This window comes from Leptospira borgpetersenii serovar Javanica (assembly GCF_003046425.1).
Lineage (GTDB): Bacteria > Spirochaetota > Leptospiria > Leptospirales > Leptospiraceae > Leptospira > Leptospira borgpetersenii.
Genome location: NZ_QAJG01000012.1, coordinates 1 through 18,796, shown reverse-complemented (window position 1 = coordinate 18,796; position 18,796 = coordinate 1). Strand labels below are relative to the sequence as shown.

12 protein-coding genes and 1 pseudogene are annotated in these 18,796 nt (G+C 40.7%); 11 read left to right on the top strand and 2 right to left on the bottom strand.

All coding sequences use genetic code 11. The annotated features are described in order from the left end of the window. Window positions 1-2 precede the first annotated feature (2 nt). The 9 genes from CLV95_RS11190 (at window position 3) to CLV95_RS11125 (ending at window position 15,786) form a co-directional block, all read left to right on the top strand. Complete coding sequence (locus CLV95_RS11190) at window positions 3-2,651, top strand: valine--tRNA ligase (protein ID WP_016749486.1); 2,649 nt, start codon at window positions 3-5, stop codon at window positions 2,649-2,651. Next, entirely contained in the window at window positions 2,641-3,921 is a 1,281-nt protein-coding gene (purD, locus tag CLV95_RS11185; RefSeq protein WP_107694956.1) for a phosphoribosylamine--glycine ligase, read from the top strand. Before CLV95_RS11190 ends, purD begins: the two co-directional genes overlap by 11 nt. 3 nt (window positions 3,922-3,924) lie before the next feature. Continuing rightward, on the top strand, window positions 3,925-4,770 hold the full coding sequence (locus CLV95_RS11180) for a hypothetical protein (RefSeq protein WP_002728353.1): 846 nt from the start codon (window positions 3,925-3,927) through the stop codon (window positions 4,768-4,770). A 64-nt stretch (window positions 4,771-4,834) separates the two neighbouring features. Beyond that, on the top strand, window positions 4,835-5,938 hold the full coding sequence (gene prfB / locus CLV95_RS11175; protein ID WP_002728367.1) for a peptide chain release factor 2: 1,104 nt from the start codon (window positions 4,835-4,837) through the stop codon (window positions 5,936-5,938). A 901-nt stretch (window positions 5,939-6,839) separates the two neighbouring features. Then, window positions 6,840-9,029: a sphingomyelin phosphodiesterase gene (gene sph / locus CLV95_RS11170; protein ID WP_107694953.1), complete on the top strand. Its 2,190-nt coding sequence runs from the start codon at window positions 6,840-6,842 to the stop codon at window positions 9,027-9,029. 466 nt (window positions 9,030-9,495) lie between these two features. Continuing rightward, the gene (gene thiM, locus CLV95_RS11160; RefSeq protein ID WP_002735522.1) at window positions 9,496-10,290 is read left to right on the top strand and encodes a hydroxyethylthiazole kinase; all 795 of its coding nucleotides are present in this window, start codon (window positions 9,496-9,498) and stop codon (window positions 10,288-10,290) included. 1,323 nt (window positions 10,291-11,613) lie between these two features. Beyond that, window positions 11,614-12,057 carry a host attachment protein gene (locus tag CLV95_RS11145; protein WP_002735509.1) on the top strand — a complete coding sequence of 148 codons (444 nt, stop codon included), beginning with the start codon at window positions 11,614-11,616 and terminating at the stop codon, window positions 12,055-12,057. 491 nt (window positions 12,058-12,548) lie between these two features. Further along, window positions 12,549-14,096 (top strand): glycerol kinase 5, encoded by a 1,548-nt coding sequence (locus CLV95_RS11135; RefSeq protein WP_002735659.1) that lies wholly within the window; start codon window positions 12,549-12,551, stop codon window positions 14,094-14,096. A 679-nt stretch (window positions 14,097-14,775) separates the two neighbouring features. Then, window positions 14,776-15,786 (top strand): alpha/beta hydrolase, encoded by a 1,011-nt coding sequence (locus CLV95_RS11125; protein WP_275477306.1) that lies wholly within the window; start codon window positions 14,776-14,778, stop codon window positions 15,784-15,786. Window positions 15,787-15,923: 137 nt separating this feature from the next. Here the strand turns inward: CLV95_RS11125 and CLV95_RS11120 are convergent. Then, window positions 15,924-16,441: pseudogene (locus tag CLV95_RS11120) on the bottom strand (DUF773 domain-containing protein). Here CLV95_RS11120 and CLV95_RS19805 point away from each other — a divergent pair. Both CLV95_RS19805 and CLV95_RS11110 read left to right on the top strand, forming a co-directional pair. Beyond that, entirely contained in the window at window positions 16,440-16,631 is a 192-nt protein-coding gene (locus CLV95_RS19805) for a hypothetical protein (protein WP_002723757.1), read from the top strand. The pseudogene CLV95_RS11120 and the gene CLV95_RS19805 sit on opposite strands and share 2 nt — an antisense overlap. A 392-nt stretch (window positions 16,632-17,023) precedes the next feature. Next, window positions 17,024-17,440 (top strand): globin, encoded by a 417-nt coding sequence (locus CLV95_RS11110; protein ID WP_002723740.1) that lies wholly within the window; start codon window positions 17,024-17,026, stop codon window positions 17,438-17,440. Between the two features lie 248 nt (window positions 17,441-17,688). Here CLV95_RS11110 and srp read toward each other — a convergent pair whose 3' ends face one another. Beyond that, entirely contained in the window at window positions 17,689-18,417 is a 729-nt protein-coding gene (gene srp, locus CLV95_RS11105; RefSeq protein ID WP_002723738.1) for a sigma factor SigX-regulated lipoprotein, read from the bottom strand. Window positions 18,418-18,796: the final 379 nt, after the last annotated feature.

Below are 18,796 nucleotides of genomic sequence, written 5' to 3'. Positions count from 1 at the left end.
ACATGAAAAAACAAATAGGCGATCGCTACGAACCGAAAGAAGTCGAGAATAAATGGATTTCACTCTGGGAAGAGAAAAAGTCCTTTGCGCCTAATTCCAATTCCAAAGAATCTTTCTCGATGGTTATCCCGCCCCCCAATGTTACGGGATCTTTGCATATCGGGCACGCACTCAATCATACTATTCAAGACATTCTTATCCGAATCGAACGCAAGAAAGGCAAGTCCACTCTTTGGCTTCCAGGAATGGATCACGCAGGAATCGCAACTCAAATGGTTGTGGAAAGAGAACTTGCAAAAGAAGGAAAAAAAAGAACCGATTTTACAAGAGAAGAATTCGTTAACAGAATCTGGGAATGGAAAGACCACTCAGGTGGAATGATCACACGACAACAAAAACTTTTGGGAGAATCGGTCGATTGGTCCAGAGAAAGATTCACTTTGGACGAGGGTCTTTCCAAAGCCGTATTCAAAGTTTTTAAATCTCTTTACGACGAAGGTTTGATCTATCGCGGAGAAAGAATCATCAACTGGTGCCCCACTTCCAGAACTGCGATCTCGGATCTAGAAGTGGAATTCCGTGAAACAAAAGGTAAACTCTATCATATTAAATATCCCATCCACGGCAAAAAGAATCAATTTTTAGTCGTAGCTACCACAAGACCCGAAACGATGTTCGGAGACGTGGCGGTTTGTGCGAATCCCGAAGATAAACGTTATGTGTCTTTTAAGGACGTAGTTCTGGATCTCCCTCTTACAAACAGACAGATTCCGCTACTCTTCGATTCTTTCGTGGATCAGGAATTCGGATCGGGGCTTGTAAAGATCACACCCGCACATGACGCAAACGACTTTGAAGCGGGCCAAAGACTCGGACTCAAACCCCTTCTCGTCATGAATCCGGATGGGACCATGAACGTAAATGCAGGCCCGTATCAAAGTCTGGATCGTTTTGAAGCGCGTAGGAAAGTTGTCGCGGATCTTGAAGTTAAAGGTTTAATCGAAAAAATCGAAGACCACGTTCACTCAGTCGGACACAACTCAAGAGGAGGAACGGTGATAGAACCGTATCTTTCGACCCAGTGGTTCGTTAAGATCAAACCTCTCGCGGACTTGGCAGTAGAAGCCGTTCAAACCGGCCAAGTCGAATTTATTCCAAAAATGTGGGAAAAAACTTTTTTCGAGTGGATGCACAACATCCGAGATTGGTGTATCTCCAGACAGCTCTGGTGGGGACACAGAATTCCCGCGTATCATTGTAAAACGTGCAAACACGTGGAAGTTTCCGAAACTCCCGTAACTGCCTGTCCTTCCTGCAATTCCAAAGATGTGGAGCCCGATCCGGATGTTTTGGATACTTGGTTCTCCTCCCAACTTTGGCCTTTTTCGACAATGGGTTGGCCGGAACAAACGCCGGACTTAAAAAAATACTATCCGACTTCCGTTCTTGTCACCGGCTTCGATATTATCTTCTTCTGGGTTTCCAGAATGATCATGATGGGAATGAAGTTTTTAAAAGCTCCACCATTTCATAAAGTACTCATACACGGATTAGTCAGGGATAAAGACGGAAAAAAATTCTCCAAATCCGTCGGAAACGTAATCGACCCTCTCGTAATGATGGAAAAATACGGAACGGACTCTTTTCGCTTCTTTCTCGCGGCAACCCTCCCCGAAGGGAAAGATATCCTTTTCGACGAATCGCGTTTGGGCGGTTATCGTTCTTTCTGTAACAAAATCTGGAATTCGTCCCGTTTTATTCTGATGAACTTGGAAGAATCCTTCGTTCCGACAGGAATCACTTCGGAAATCGAAAAAGACCTCGAACCTATGGATCAGTGGATCCTTTCCAGATTCAACCGCTGTTTAGAGGAATACAATAAAGCTCATTCTAGATTCCATTTTTATGAAATGGCCGCCGCGATCTATGAATTCATTTGGGGAGATTTCTGCGATTGGTATATAGAACTCGTCAAACCGAGGGCGTACGGTAAAGTTTCTCCCCGATCAACGGAAGTCGCAAAACAGGTTCTTTCGGACGTGCTTATTCGTGCATTAGGACTTTTGCATCCTTTTATGCCGTTTTTGACCGAAGAAGTTCATTCCGTTTTTTCAAACCAATACATTGTTACAACCCCTTTCCCGGAAGCGTATCCGATCTCTTACGATGCTGCAGGAGTTCAAAAGCTCAATCTTCTTCAAGAAATCGTCACAAAAATACGCGTTATGCGCTCTGAAAACGGAGTCACTCCGGACAAGAAGTGTAAAGCGATCGTTAAATCCGAAGACGATATCACTCGCCTTACAATTTCTGAAAACGAGGTATCTCTCTTACAACTCGCCCGTCTGGAATCCATTCGAATCGAAGCTACATACGAGATTCAGAAAACGGATTCGGTTTCTCATTTTACAAAAGGAGAAATCATTCTTCCTTTGGAAGGATTGATCGACATTGAAAAAGAAAAAGCTCGTTTAAATAAGGAACTTCAAAAATCCGAGGTCGAAAAAGAAAAACTCGAAGCAAAACTATCCAATCCGGGCTTTCTTTCCAAAGCCGCTCCCGATGTAGTGGAGAAAGAAAGAGAAAAACTCAAAATCTTCACCGATAAAGTGGAGGTTCTGAAAAAGGGGATTCAAAATCTTGCAAGTTAAGTTAAAAGTCCTTCTCATCGGTTCAGGAGGCAGAGAAAGTGCAATCGCGTTCCATCTTCGTAAGTCCTCATTGTTAAGCGAATTGAAAGTTTTTCCCGGAAACGGCGGTTTTCCGGACAACGAGATTCTTCCCTCCAATTCGTTTAATATTTTGTCCAAAGAATCGGTTCAGTCTTTTTTAAAACTGAATCCTTTCGATTTTATCGTGGTCGGACCGGAAGACCCTCTAGTTGCAGGCTTTGCGGATTGGGCGGCCGAATTGGAGATTCCCACTTTTGGTCCCGATTCCTACTGTGCACAAATCGAAGGTTCCAAAAATTTCGCGAAATCTTTAATGGTCGAAGCGAACATTCCTACGGCGGGGTATAAAACGTTTACGGAATATTCCGCTTCCTTAAATTATCTAGAATCCCAAACGGTTCCCATCGTAATCAAAGCAGACGGGCTGGCCGCCGGAAAAGGCGTCACAGTAGCCACGACAAAAAAAATGGCGATGAACGCACTCAAAGAAATCTTTGAAGATAAAAAATTCGGAGAAAGCGGCAATCAAGTTGTCATTGAAGAGTTCATGGAGGGCCAAGAAGCGTCCATTTTCGCCGTTTCCGACGGAGATTCCTACTTTCTTTTACCGGCAGCACAAGATCATAAAAGAGCGTTCGACGGAGACCAAGGTCCGAATACCGGGGGTATGGGAGCCTATTGTCCCGCTCCCGTCATTACGGAAACTATATTACAAAAAGTGAAAGAAAAAATTTTCGATCGGATGTTTGAAACTTTCCGTAAGAAAGGACATCCATATCGCGGTCTTCTTTACGCCGGTTTGATGATTTCCCCTGACGGAGAACCGAAAGTTGTTGAATTCAACTGCAGATTCGGAGATCCTGAAACCCAATGTGTACTTGCAATGTTCGACGGAGATTTATTAGAACTTCTTTATATAGCTTCTACAGGCAAAATTAAAGAAGTACGAACATCGATAAAAAGCGGAGCCGCAACAGTAGTGGTCCTCGCTGCTCAGGGCTATCCGGATTCTTATGAAAAAAATATTCCGTTGAATCTTCCGGAAACTTCCGGTCAAAACGTTTATCTTTTTCATGCGGGGACATCAAAAAAAGATGGAAAAGTTTTTTCATCAGGGGGGAGAATCCTCGGAGTAGTCGCTCAAGGGACCGATCTTAGGAATTCGGTCGACCAAGCTTATTCTTTCCTGGAAAAAATCCAGGTTCCAAAAACTTTTTATAGAAAAGACATCGGACACAAGGCCCTTTAACCTATGCCATTTTTGATTTCTGGAAATCTGGATCTTGTGGAGAGACATAGCCTCAAGAAAATGGAAAAATTTCTCGGGATCATCCTATCTCCGGTTCAATTTCCGGTGGAACAATACAATCTATTAAGACACGCTTTGCATCGTAATTTGGATCCCGATACGTTGATCCGGAAAATGAATCGACAAGAACTTCTTTCTTTTATTTATATTCTCACTCAGTTCGGGGACGTAGTCCGAGCCGAAACTCCTGTGGAGTATTTGGACGTAGAAAAAATTCCCCTGGTTTTAGAATGGCAGAAAGGCCTATACATGATCCCCTATGAGGTGTTGGATCATCTTTCCACTTCTCGAATATTCAAAAATCAGAATTATCTCTTCGCCCTCATTCCATCCTTACCCGTAAAAGAAAAAAAAGCGTGGATCGAATGGATCGGGTCCGGGTATGGAAAGACCTTTCCGAGAGAGATCAACCACGAACTCTATTTCCAATGCAGGCATCTTCAAAAACCGTTTCAAGGTAAGTCTCTTCTCAGGGAAGAAACGATCCAACTGAATCAACTCTGGCCAAGCGGTAAAAATGAAATCGTGGATTGGTTCCACAAAGGAATCACTCCGTTTTATTCAGCGATGAAGGAGCTTTCCAGAACGGAAAAAGATCCTTTTCTTCTACACATTCTCGATCTAATTCGCTCCGGTAAGCTGATCTTAAAGAAAAATCCGGAAGAATTCAGGAAAAAGGAAGAATATATTTTGGTAGCCACGGTGGAAGGGAACACTCCGCAACTCAGAGACACCGTATTTTCCTGGGAACAAGAAAGAGAAAATAAAGAAGATTTTCTTTTTCAATAAATGGATCCTCTCAAACCATCTTACAGCAAATTACAAATCATTAAATCAACCGCAAACAAAGATTATGGAAGTCAAATCAGCAAAAGAACTTAAAAGAGTCTCCAGAGAATTACAGGAAAATTTTCTAAATCGTTGGAAACTCCTAAATTTGGAACAGGACAAGGATCGCCTTAAGGCGCTCAATGAAAAGTCTGAAGATCCGGACCTGTGGAACAATCCGGAAGAAGCGAGAATTGTGAGTCAGAAAAAGAACGAACTGGAAAAAAAACTCACTCCTTGGTTTACGATTCAACAAGATATATTAGATTTTCCTGATTTAGTAGAGTTAACTCTCGACGAAAAAGGCGAAAACGGAATCGGAGAGCTTTCGATGGAATACAACAGGCTTCAGGAAAAATTCGAAGAACTGGAACTTTTGGGCGCTCTTAAAAATTCAGAAGATCTTAAACCGGCTTTCCTTAACATTCATCCCGGAGCGGGTGGAACCGAAAGTCAAGACTGGGCTGAAATGCTTCTTAGGATGTACATTCGATATTTTGAAAAAAAGGGATATCAGTATTCTCTCATTGATATTCAGGCGGGCGACGGAGCCGGAATCAAAAATGCCACCTTACACGTAGTAGGTGATTTCGCTTTCGGTTTTTTAAAAGGGGAAAACGGAATTCACAGACTCGTAAGGATTTCTCCTTTTGATGCAAACAAAAGGAGGCATACCTCATTCGTTTCAGTCCACGTAAGCCCCGAGATAGACGACGAAATCGATATTAAAATCGAGGAAAAAGACATTCGTGTGGATGTATATCGTTCTTCGGGAGCCGGTGGACAACACGTCAACACAACCGATTCCGCAGTTAGAATCACTCATCTTCCTAGCGGAATCGTCGTCGCTTGCCAAAACGAGAGATCTCAGATCAAAAACAGGGATACCGCATTTAAGATGTTAAAGGCAAGACTCTACGAGATGGAACAGGAAAAAGCCAAGGAAGAATTGGAAAAAAAATCCGGCGAAAAAAAAGACATCGCTTGGGGTTCTCAGATTCGAAGTTACGTCTTCCATCCTTACAATCTTGTGAAAGACCATAGAACTGATCATGAAACCGGAAACGTCGCGGCAGTGATGGACGGAGATATAGAACCGTTCATTCTTGCATACTTAAAAACGCTTTAAGAAAAAAGTGCAGGTATCGATGATAGATGTGTGTTTTTTTACTGTAACACAATACAATACGAGTTCATAAAACATCCTTTCTTTTTCTATCGTGAGTATAGAAACACTTTCAATTTCATCTTTCGTCCTGTCATCGAAGATTACGAATATATATTGATCGATCTACCTAAGCCCATCGCTTCTGTCCTAAATATAACATGAGTTCGGCGTGACAAATGCGAAAGCGATGATTATGCGCGATCCGTGGAGAGAAGCACTTTAGTTTCGGCCTTTACTTGCAAAGGCCTGGATTCGCCAAACTTTTTTACAGCGCGTCCCTAAGTCCCGTCGAGCGCCAATAGAAGCGAGACGCTTTAGTTACCCGAGTGGACCCTTTAGCGAGCGAACGCGCTTTCGTTTTCTGCTTTGTCAGAAAGATCAAGCTGCAAGGTTCTGTCCCAGTTTTGGGACAGAACCTTATATCGAATTCACATTAAGTATACGTTCTTCTTCCGAAACCTTTTCCTAAATCAAATCGTATACTAGCGTCCAAACAAACTTCGAAGTTGAATTGATTTCAAATATTAAGAATCTATTTTAAGAACCTTAAGAAAAACTAATTACAATCATTCTATAAGTTCGTAATAAAATGTAATCTGAAATTTTGAAACAAACGCTCAGTATACACAAACGTTCCTTTCAAAGATTTATTCAATCGGACAACTTACTTCAACTTTTTCATTGAACATATGTTTCAGTGTCGCATTTGATTCGCATTCTCGTCAAACTTCAATACACATTTCACCAAACGACACTTAAGCGACAAGAATTACGCCCTTGAAACATTTTTTTATAAAATATTATTATTCTTTTTCAGATCGTGTATAATAAGGACGTTCATAAAAAGGAATGGAGATAAATTATGAAAACAAAGCGAAATGTCTTCCCCGAAAAAGTCAGAAAAGAATCAAAGAGACATACAAATTCAAGACTTCTTATATGTTGCAGTCTCTTCTTATTTTTTACCTCACGTTGTTTACCTGATAAACAAAATTCTTATGCTGATTTATTTAAGTTTTTGCTCCTTATTTCAAATAACAGAAGCGTAAGCAACGAAAGTCAGAGTTCAACAGGTTACGATCCAATAAACTCTGATCCTGCAAGTTCTACCTCACCAGCAGGTCCAGGAGATCTCGACCCAGCAAACTCTGATTTAGCAAACTCAAGTTCAGCAAACTCTGATTTAGCAAACTCAAGTTCAGTAAACTCTGATTTAGCAAACTCAAGTTCAGTAAACTCTGGTTCAGCAAGCTCAAGTTCAGCAAACTCTGATTCAACAAGCTCAAGTTCAGTAAACTCTGATTCAGCAAGCTCAAGTTCAGCAAACTCTGATTCAACAAGTTCAAGTTCAGTAAACTCTGGTTCAACATCACCTCCAAGCCGACCAACAAGTTCTGGCTCAACATCACCTCCAAGCCGACCAACAAGTTCTGGCTCAACATCACCTCCAAGCCGACCAGCAGGTAGAGGTACAGGAAGTATTACTAGCATAGAAATAATCCACGGTCCAACACAGCCAGCAAGTACTGGTACAGGAAGTATTACTATAATAGAAACAATAAGCCCTGTTCGAGTTCCATCAGGCTCCAGAAGGGTACGCTCCGCTTCACAAAACGTGGAAATCAAAATTTTAAGTCATAACGTTTCTTTAATGTCGACTCAACTTCCAGCTTGGACAGATTGGGGACAAAAAGAAAGAGCAGAACAAATCGCAAACTCGGACTACATAAAAAATCAAGACGTCATAGTATTTGAAGGTCTTTCCGACACTAACGCGAGAAAAATTCTCTTAGACGGAATTCATTCACAATATCCGTATCAAACCGAAGCAGTAGGAAGTACCAGAAACGGTTGGAATGCCACTTTAGGAGTTTACAGGCAATCTACGTCTACAGACGGAGGAGTTGTAATCGTAAGTCAATGGCCCATTGAAGAAAAGGTACAATACATCTTCGACAATCCTGGATGTGGTGTTGAATCGTCTTATCACAAAGGATTCACTTACGTAAGAATCAACAAAAATGGAAAAAAATTCCATGTTATAGGAACCCAAGTTCAAACGGTAGGTCCGGCATGCTCGGATTTAGGAAGATCCGTAAGAATGAATCAATTCAACAATATCAAAGATTTCATCAATACAAAAGCAATCCCAGGGGACGAACTCGTTTTAATAGCGGGAGATCTGAACGTAACCAGAGGTAGTGACGAATATTATGGAATGCTTACTAGTCTAAACGTAAGCGAGCCTAAATATGCGGGAATTCCTTATACACAGGACCCGCAAGTTAACGCCCTTACCGCTTTGAGACATAGAGATTCACAACCTACATATACGAATTACGTACTCGTTTCAAAATCCCACAGCCAACCTGAGGTTTGGCAAAATTTGGCTTACGATCCGATTTCTCCAAAAATCTGGAAAAGATCGAACGGACATATAAGTTATGAATTTTCCGACTCCTATCCAGTTTACGGTTTTGTATATGCGGATGACACAACTCCAACAAAATCCGGGCATAGAAGAAAGTACGATCAAGTTTCCTTAGTATCCGTAAACACAGGAAAAAGGATTCAAGCCGATTCTCGAAAACCGAACGGATGGTTAAAAGCGGACGCAACCACTGAAACAAAATTCACACAATTCAATTTAGTGCAACCATCGGATCCCAACTCAAACCCGTTCTGCATGGAAAGCGGATACGTTCGAGTCGAACCCTCCGCTTATTTGAATTATTTTTGGAATTGGTGGTATTCCGGGGGATTTTCAGGAGGAAACGGCAATTACGGTTACTATCCTAAATTCGACGACGGCTCCAATCGACTCCAAATCATAAACCTGGACGGAGGATGTATACAAGACGGAAGTCAAATCGCATTCAAAGATTATAATACTGTCTTAGCAAAACATCAATACCTCACGATTTGGAGAAATGGAGCCTGGAGCCAATACTTATTTCTTTGGAGTAATGGTGTTGTCAGGGAGACGACATTCTATCTACGATTGAATTCCACTCCGGTGAGAGATTGGCGTTCGGATTTAATTTATCGTTAAAAAATTTCCGAATCAATCAAGAGGCGTGCATATTTGTGCGCCTCTTTGTACATCGCCGGAAATTTTAAAGTCCGTTCCAAAACCTTGGGATAAAATAGCTGTAATCATCAACAAGTTTGCAACAAAAAACGCAAGGGTTTCTACAATTACATTCCTTTGGGGAAGTTTTTATAGATTTTTCGACGACCTTTTTCGTTTCACATTCCAGGTTAGAACAAGCTTTAAGTAAAACGAATTTGAGTTTCATGTTGAATCCGAGAATTGGGGACGAATGATTTTTAAGCACGGAGATAGACGCACGAAATCAGACAAATTCCCATTATTGCGACTTTCAAGAAAAAGGAAACAGAGAAAGTCTTACAAACGTAAAATTATCTACAAACGGATTCGAAGTTTTTTTTCGACATAAAAAAAAGGATGAAAGTTCTTTACAAGATTTCATTTTCTTTTTTAAAACTACAGTACCATGCCAAAACATTCAGCCTTAGAAAGGGCCTGGCCCGCAAAAGAGATCGTAGAAGATCTTTTAGAGCTAAGAAAACGTTCCCCTCTAACGCATATTATGACAAACATCGTAGTCACTAATTGGACCGCAAACGTATTGCTTGCAGTCGGCGCCTCTCCCGCGATGGTAATCGCCGAAGAGGAAGCGGGAGAATTCGTGAAGATTGCAAATGGATTATTGATCAACGTCGGCACAATAACTTCAAACGATGCAAAAGCCATGAAAATCGCAGCAACCGTCGCTCATCAAACGAATACTCCTTGGGTGCTTGATCCCGTCGCCGTAGGCGCACTCGGGTTTAGAACGGAAACGACTAAGAAATTACTCGACTTAAAACCGACTGTCATTAGAGGGAATGCCTCCGAAATTCTTACGTTAGCCGGAATAGCAGGCAAAGGAAAAGGAGTCGATTCGACGGTAAACTCCAAGGATGCACTGCCCTATGCACAAGAGCTTTCCGGAAAAACCGGCGCGGTTGTCGCCGTAAGCGGCGAAGTGGATTACGTAACAAACGGAAAGGAGACCATAGAGATCTACGGAGGAGATCCGATTATGACCAAGGTAACTGGCGTCGGTTGTTCTTTGGGTGCTTTGATCGCTTCTTTTTTAGGGATTCAAAAAGATCCGTTACGAGCATCCGCATCCGCTTCAGCGGTATTTGCGATTGCAGGTTCTCGTTCAGCGAAAAAATCGAACGGCCCCGGAAGTTTTGCGGTAAATTTTTTAGATCAATTAAGCCAACTTTCGATCGAGTAAATAGAACTATTATTTCAAACCGTTCTACGGAAAAAAACGATAGATAGATTCATAAAACTTAAAATTCAGTCCAAAGCTTTTCTATAAGTTCATAATGATTTTTGAATATTTTTTCAGGTGAGTTCGTTGTTCGCTCATATCTTCGCGAAATAAAACGGGACTTGCGGGTTACTCCAAAAAACGCTCGAGACGAAAGCCCTTCGCCTCACTCCCGCGTACAAAAATTTAAAATCCCGTCGAGCGACAATAGAAGCGAGACGGCTTGAGTTTAACAAAAATGTAGAAACTACTACGTTCTATTACGAACTTGTGGAATGATTGAAACTGATTTCTTTTCAAGTTTTAAGACTGGCTCTAAGTCGATTTTGAGATTTTAAAAGTCTAAAAACTCGTTTCCCAATTTACGATACCATTTCAAACCAACTTCTTGAAGAAGCTTTCAATTCTATTTTGAGAGCAATAAATTATCTTTGTTCAAAAATATTGATCCGAATCATCTCTAATTTTTTTCCGTGATCGATTCTCATGAAATTTGAATCTTGACTATTCCTCTTTTTCCCCTAAAATACATACGAATATAAAATCTTAACAGGTCCGAGCACGAATCCAACACTCGACCCCATAAAGGTGTTTGAGTTTTTTTAGGATGATTCTCACCAAAAGGTCCTGATACGTTTTCGAGGATCAATTTAGATTCATCGAGGGAATGGGTTTAAATTCGAATATGATTTATCTATTACCATCTATCTTGACGAAGTCAAAACAAGCATACCATACTAATCTACGCAACTCTTCGCCTCTCGTTGTAATCTCGCTCTTTATGAATCGCTCGAGGAAACTAAAGCATCTCGCTCTTTATGAATCGCTTATCTTAGCTACGCTAAGAGTCTTCGCGTTACGCTACGACTATCTCGCTCTTTATGAATCGCTTATCTTAGCTACGCTAAGAGTCTTCGCGTCACGCTACGACTATCTCGCTCTTTATGAATCGCTTATCTTAGCTACGCTAAGAGTCTTCGCGCTACGCTACGACTATCTCGCTCTTTATGAATCGCTTATCTTAGCTACGCTAAGAGTCTTCGCGCTACGCTACGACTATCTCGCTCTTTATGAATCGCTTATCTTAGCTACGCTAAGAGTCTTCGCGCTACGCTACGACTATCTCGCTCTTTATGAATCGCTTATCTTAGCTACGCTAAGAGTCTTCGCGCTACGCTACGACTATCTCGCTCTTTATGAATCGCTTATCTTAGCTACGCTAAGAGTCTTCGCGCTACGCTACGACTATCTCGCTCTTTATGAATCGCTCGATAGGAGGAAAAGATGAAAAACAAATGGGTAGTGGTCGCAAATCGATCCGAAGCAAAAATTTTCGAGTACAAAGGTTCTCGAAAGGGACTAGAACTTCTAGAAAGTATCGAAAATCCAAAAGGAAGAATGAAAAACCGAGAACTGATTCCCAACTCTTCCGGCCGTGGGAAACGCGCAAAAGCGCAGAAAATCGCTTTTGACACGAAGTCCGTTCAAGAACCGAAACGAAGAGTTGCAGAATCCTTTGCTAGCCAGATTTCGGATGTGATCACTCAAGGACGAAAATCCAATCGATTCCTTAGTCTCGTTCTCATATCAGAACCGAGATTTCTCGGAATGCTCCTAGACAAGATGGATCGAAAATCTCAATCGATGATTTTTCATAAGATGGGAAAAGATATTATTGCAACGAACAATCGAGAAATTCTTTCTCATCTTCGAGAAATTCTCGTATAGAACTATTCTTTCTTAAACCCTTTTCAAAGCGCTTTCCATTTTTGGGAAAGCGCTTTGAAGTAACCTAACTTCACTCTTTAAAAGAATGTTCAATGGGATTTTTGGTATGGACAAAAGCGTTATTCTCACTGAAATTCACTCTTTCTTCTAATCAATCGATGATCAAACGGCCAAACATATATTTTTCAAGTTCGAAAAACTTTCCTAAATTTTTACCAAAGAATCACGAAGAGTCAGTCCGTTCCAACACCTTAAGAAAAATATCCCTAAACGATCCGATAAGTTTTAAAAAATGTAGGGTTCCTACAGATTACGTCGCATTGGCGGTTTATACTGCTTTTGTACGATTTTCCCTGTTGTTTAGAGTTGTAGGAGTTCCCACAATTTTAGATTTTGAGACAAGCCCTAATCCTCAGAAAGAAATGGACAAAATCTTCATCTTTCGATTATTTTGATCTCTCTTTAAAAAAACTGAATACTCGGAGATTTGGATGACTAATCCACAGGGGAAATACGTCCTTTCCATCGATAGCGGAGGAAGTGGAATTCGTGCATTTTTATTGGATAGAAAAGGTAAAATCACCGAAAGACAATATGAAAAAACTCCTCCAAACATCCCCGAAGCGGGAGCCTTGGAACACGATCCGGAAATACTATGGAAGTCCCTACTTATTCTTTTGAAAAAAATTCAAAAGAATAAACAAATCACGAAAGAAATAGCTGCATTAGGAATTTGTAATCAACGAGGATCCTTTTTATTATGGGAAAGATTTTCCGGCAAACCCTTAACCCCTTTGATCAGTTGGGCGGATGTTCGTTCGCATAAAACCGCGGAGGCTATGAATCGGAATCCGATCTGGAAAATCATTCGTTTTGTTTCCACACTCGTCGGAAGATTGACGAATCATCCAATGATGATCGCTACTTCTATGCTTAGGTTTACAACCGATCACGCAACTTGTAGACTGAAATTTGTTTTGGACGAAAATCCGGAGTTAAAACGCAGATGTAAAAAGGGTGAAGTCCTTTTCGGCACCTTAGATACCTGGTTCATTTATAAACTCACAGGTGGGAAACAACATCTTACCGATTCGTCTAACGCGGTCGCAACAGGAATGTTTAATCCCTTCCAATTAATTTGGAATCAACCGATCCTTACAATTTTTGGAATTCCCGCAAATCTGTTTCCGGAAGTGAAAGACAGCAACGGAGATTTCGGTCATACCTTACCCGAGTTTTTAGGAGGACATTCGGTGCCGATTCGAGCATCAATCGGCGATCAGATGGCCGCTCTTTTCGGTCAATGTTGTTTTGAACCGGGTGAAGTGAAAATCTCCCAAGGCTCGGGAGCCTTCGTAGATATCAACATCGGCCTCAAGGCACAATTATCCAGACGCGGACTTTTTCCTATGATCGCTTGGAGAATCGACGGAAAAACCACGTATATGTTGGAAGGATATGTTGCAACCGCCGGAACTCTAATTGACTGGTTAGGTAAAGGGATCGGACTTTCCGACACCCCTAAAGTTCTCAACGAACTTGCGGCGCAAACTGAAGACACGGAAGGAGTCGTTTTTATTCCAACTCCTACAGGCGCTCGATTCCCTTACTTTAATCCTCGCGCCAAGGCTTCCGTGATCGGCCTTTCACTTGCATCTCATAGAAGGCATGTAGCAAGAGCCGTCTTGGAAGGAATTGCTCTTAGCCTCTACGAAATTTTGGAAGGAATTCAACAAGATACAAAAATCAAGATTAAGGATATCAAAGTGGATGGAGGAGTTTCTCAATCCGATATTCTGCTCCAATGTCTTTCGGACTTTTCGAACGTGAGAGTGGATCGTGCTCCCGAACCGGATATGACCGCAACAGGTGCAGCGTATCTTGCGGGTTTATCCATCGGCTTTTGGAAAAATTTAGGAGAACTCAAAAGTCTACAAAAAGGTTATAAGTCTTTCGAACCGAAAATGGATTCAACCCAAAGAGCCCAAAAAATTCAACGCTGGAAGAAGGCAGTTACAGCAACTCTTTTCATCGAATAAGTTTCGAAAGATAAGACAAAATGGCGCCCTTTCCGGACTTGAAAAACGTGGGTTAATATGCGAGATTTTACCACAAGACAAGAAAGCCAACAAAAGGAATTAAGAGCCGGTCTTAAAACCTGAAGAAAAATATCTCTAAACGATCCGGCAAGTTTTTAAAAAACGTCGGAATTCCCACAGAAACCATCGCATTGGCGGTTTTCTCCCGTCGTTTAAAATTGTAATAGTTCTTACATTCCTAAGGTTTTGAGACCGGCTCTAAGACCTTTCGCGTTCAGAGGACTGAAAACTGACGAACTTCGCTTCGCTCGTTCTAGACAGAGGACAGAAAGAAACGGGGGAGATGGTACATCACGGATTTAAAATGCAGTTTGCGGAGACAAAAAAGAAAACAAAAGTCCTCAGTCCTCTGAATGTAAAGTCCTATCCTGATATCCAAAAAGTTCCTACAATTCTAAAGTTTTATGACAAATTTCAAATATTCCTAAAGGTAAATGAAGATATTGAAAGATGAAAATTTTAAATATCTTTCCGAACGCAGATACGACAACGGGCCTTATCTTTTATGACCTTAAGTGACAACGACAATCATTCTGCTTTCGTATTCAATCTCTTGCATTTTTGAATTCTTTTTTCTTGCAGGAGTAATACGAATGAATTGAATTGTTTAATTAGAATGATGAAAAAAAATAAAATGATGAAACTATTTAAGTGGACTTTAGGTTTTTTAGGGATGTTTGCACTGTTCCTCATCGTTACTTTTTATGCAGAAACTCCTAAATACGAATACAAAGTGGTTCCTCTACACCCCGACTTTGGCAGTTATTATCACGAAAAACTTCAAATCAGTCGAACTAAAAAAGCAAGACCGGATAATGAGGAAAAATTGGTAAGATATTCCCAGGGTAAAACCGAATTCGCCATTCTGTATATCCACGGTTTTGGAGCATCTCGCGCGGAAGGGGAAGAAGTTACGGACCAACTAGCAAAAGACCTCAAAGCGAATCTTTATTATGTTCGTCTTCCCGGACACGGAACCAATCTGGAAGATCATAGAGACACTACCTTTGCGGAAATTATACAAGATTCCGAAACGGCATTTTTAGAATTTGAAAAACTCGGTAAAAAAACGATTCTAATCGGAACAAGTATGGGTGGATTGATCTGCACGTATTTAGCGGCCAAATATCCGGAAAAAGTACATGCTTTGATTCTTGTTTCTCCTTTTTACGATTTTACGAGCCCTTGGGGCGGTATCTACCAATTTTCCTGGGGAAAAAACTTCGCTCACTTAGTGATGGGAAAAATTCGCAAATCAACACAAGAACAAAAGCAAGATCCTGCCAGCGCATTTTGGTATAGAGATCAGTATCTCGCGGCAGTTCAAAACTTATCTGACTTGAGAGAATACATCTTAGAAACGGATCCGTTCTCCAAAATTACTTCTCCCGTTCTTTTGTTTTATTATTACAAAAACGAACAGGAACAGGACAAATCCGCCTCAGTTCCGTCGATGTTAAACGCATTTGGAAAACTGAATCATAACGGAAAAGCGAGTCCTTTCAACAAAGCCGTAAAGGTAGAAACAGGAGACCACGTCTTGTTTTCCAAATATATGAAAAGCGACAAAGATCTGATCTTAAAAGAAACGAAAGAATTCATCCAGAAAGTATTTTTACTTAAAAGGTAACTTCTTCGGTTTCCCGATTTTTATTCAAAAAACGAGTTAAATCCGCCTCAAACATTTTTGCCAAGGATCGGATTTTGTCGAAACACATAAGAACCCTTCTTGCCCGAATCTGAAATTCGGGCAAGTTACAGAATGATTTATCTCTTCCGTTTTTTAGTGGCCGCTTTTTTCCGAGCGACTTTCTTTTTAGCCGTAGTTTTGGGTTTTACTTTGGTCTTTTTAGCAGAAGACTTTTTCTTAACCGCCTTCTTTTTCGGAGTGCTCTTTTTCTTGGCCGGAGTTTTTTTCTTAGCGGCTTTTTTAGGCGCGCTTTTCTTCTTAGCCGGAAGTGAGACATTCAACGTTTTTTGAGCAAGTAAAAAAGAACTTTCCGCTAAAGAAAGCCAATCTTCCTCGAATTCAACCGGAACCTGGAGCCAATCTTTCATGGCCCTGTTGTTATGAGAAGGTCGAAGAGCTTTGCTCCCGGATAACGGGAAATGACCTCTGCGATCTTTTCCGCTCCTAGTTTCAGAACGAGATCTCCTTCAAAGAAAGTGGCAAAAGGTTTCCCTTCTAAATTTAAAGAGTTTAAACCGAACCACTTTCCGGAAGTAACTTCTTTGTGTTTGGTTTGAAAGTTATCAGAAAAAGTTTCAAAAAGAAATAGTGACATGCACCAAGAAGAATCCTTTTCCTTCAGTTTTCAAGAAATAAATCTTATCGTCAGTCCGACCGGAAAACAACAACATGCTTGGGTGATTTTCGAAAAAGCTTACGTCATAGAAAGACCTATAGGAATGGCCTATCCCGGACCTAAAAGACGAATAAAGTTTAGCAAGAAAACAGACAAATTCTGTGAATAACTTCAGACTTAGTACTCGGATGTATGAAAATGGTACTAAAAATTAATAGGCGATTTTACAAAGATATAGAAGCCCAGATCAAATTGCACCGAATCCAGAATTGTCGGCTTTTTTGAAGAAGAATTCTAACTTTTGAAACGAACTTATTGCGGTATTCTTTCCATGCGTCCGAGTAGTAAAAATCACGCAACAAAAGGCACTTCGAACACTTTTCGAAACTCTACCGACGTCTTTGAATCGATATCGACCGGGTTCGATGAGTCCTCTGTCCTCTATGATTCTAGATTCCTATTATGAAACCTTTCTCATTATAACTTAAAAAACTTATCTCTTGAAATTGAATATTCTTTCAAAGGTTCTTCTGAAGGTTGGTTATAGGAGCACAAATCGGAATGAACATTTCAGAGAACCTAATTCGGAATTTAAACGAGTCTTTTGATATCATCAATTTGGATAGAATTAAATTCGCAGAAATATTCTTTGTCTATCTCAAAGAGAAAAATCCGAAATTCGAGAACATCTTCTCGAAGATTCAACTAGAAGAAGCCAAATCCTTTATGAATTCCGCACGGAACATCGCTCTTTCCGATGTTCAAAATGTACAATTAGAAAAAGCGATTCAAGATTTCAAAATGGAATGTATTAAAATTTGCAACCGAATAGAGGAAATTCCCCTGCTGGAAAAAGCCTGGCTTTTTGCGTTGGAAGAATGGCTTGGACCTTGGTATTCCCACAAAGTGGAAGAAAGTTGGCAAAAGGTTTTCCAAATGCTTTATTCCGAGGAAACGACACTACAATGGAGTCGATAATTTTCAGGATTTCATGTTCTTTATGTAAACTCTTTTCCAAACAATAATGAAAGCAGCTATAAAACTTAAAAGTGGATCGACAGTTTCCGGATTATTTCCATCTTTTACGGTTCTATTCTTAACGACTTCCAATACACTTCCAGAAAACTCGATTTTGTCAAAGTGTTAGTCTACAGATCAAACAGTCACTAATGTATGATATTCATTCACGCCGCCGAACCTTTTCGGCTCGGCGGCTCAGAAATAATTTAAGGTTTAAGTTTAATCGTAGATTTATAGGTATGTGAATCTTTTATCTTTTCCTCGCCGATCGTTCCGCTGATTTCCACGGTCTCTTCAATGGTGATAGTTGTTTTATCAATATCGTCCATATTTTGAAACGAATATTTTGCATTGTTTGATGTGAAGGTAATATCCATTTTCGGATATAGGAAACCGTTGACGGTATAAGAACTACTATGCATTCTTTGTGTACTGTTTACAGTATACTTCAGCTCTGTCATCGGGGCATTCGGATTAAAATTTCCATCCATTACGATATCCGCTCTTCCATCCAACGTAATTTCTCCTTGAATGATAAAAAGAGAGGTCCCACTATCCTGCATCGTAGGCGCCATCTGTCGACAATTTTCAAACGTCATCTTTGTACCGGTATATTGGATACTAAATCCGTTAGCCGTTTGACGATCGGTAGAATCGCCCGACAAAGTCATCTTTCCGCCCGAAGCACAATCCTGAGATTGACTGATTACCGCTAAAGGAGACACATTCCCTCTGGAATAAGCTCCCTGTTTTCCAGGATTGTTGTTTGTGGATAGGACGCTCAAAGCGGCATATACCCCGGCAGTTCCTGGATCTTTTTGTTGAAGCACCGCCAAAAGAAGGGCATTGTTAAGAGACTTGTCGTCGTTTTTGTTAGCGCAGTTCGAAAAAAGTAATGTCAAGAACAACATAACAGCTATTTTTTTTTGAAACATAGTTTGAATCCTCCAAATTGGTTCAACTATGCCAACGGCCCTCGATTTTTTTTGTGCCACAAAAAATTCAAGGAATGGAAATTAAATTCGGGTTTGAAACGTATTTTAACGTGAATTCGATACAAGAACTCGTCGAACGCCAATAGAAGCGAGACGACTTGAGTCTCTTAGGCGACCCTTAGATTAGCATGATTCTTGGACATAAGACAGTCTCGAGTATGATATTTTTGATTCGACGGAGTCAAGAAGGCTGGTAGAGGAAACGAAAGCATCTCGCTCCCGACCATAACCTTACCCACAAATACTTGGATCTGAAGATAAATCTGTCGGAATTACTACAAATCCTCTGTGAAACTTACGCCCCACCCTGATTTTGGGT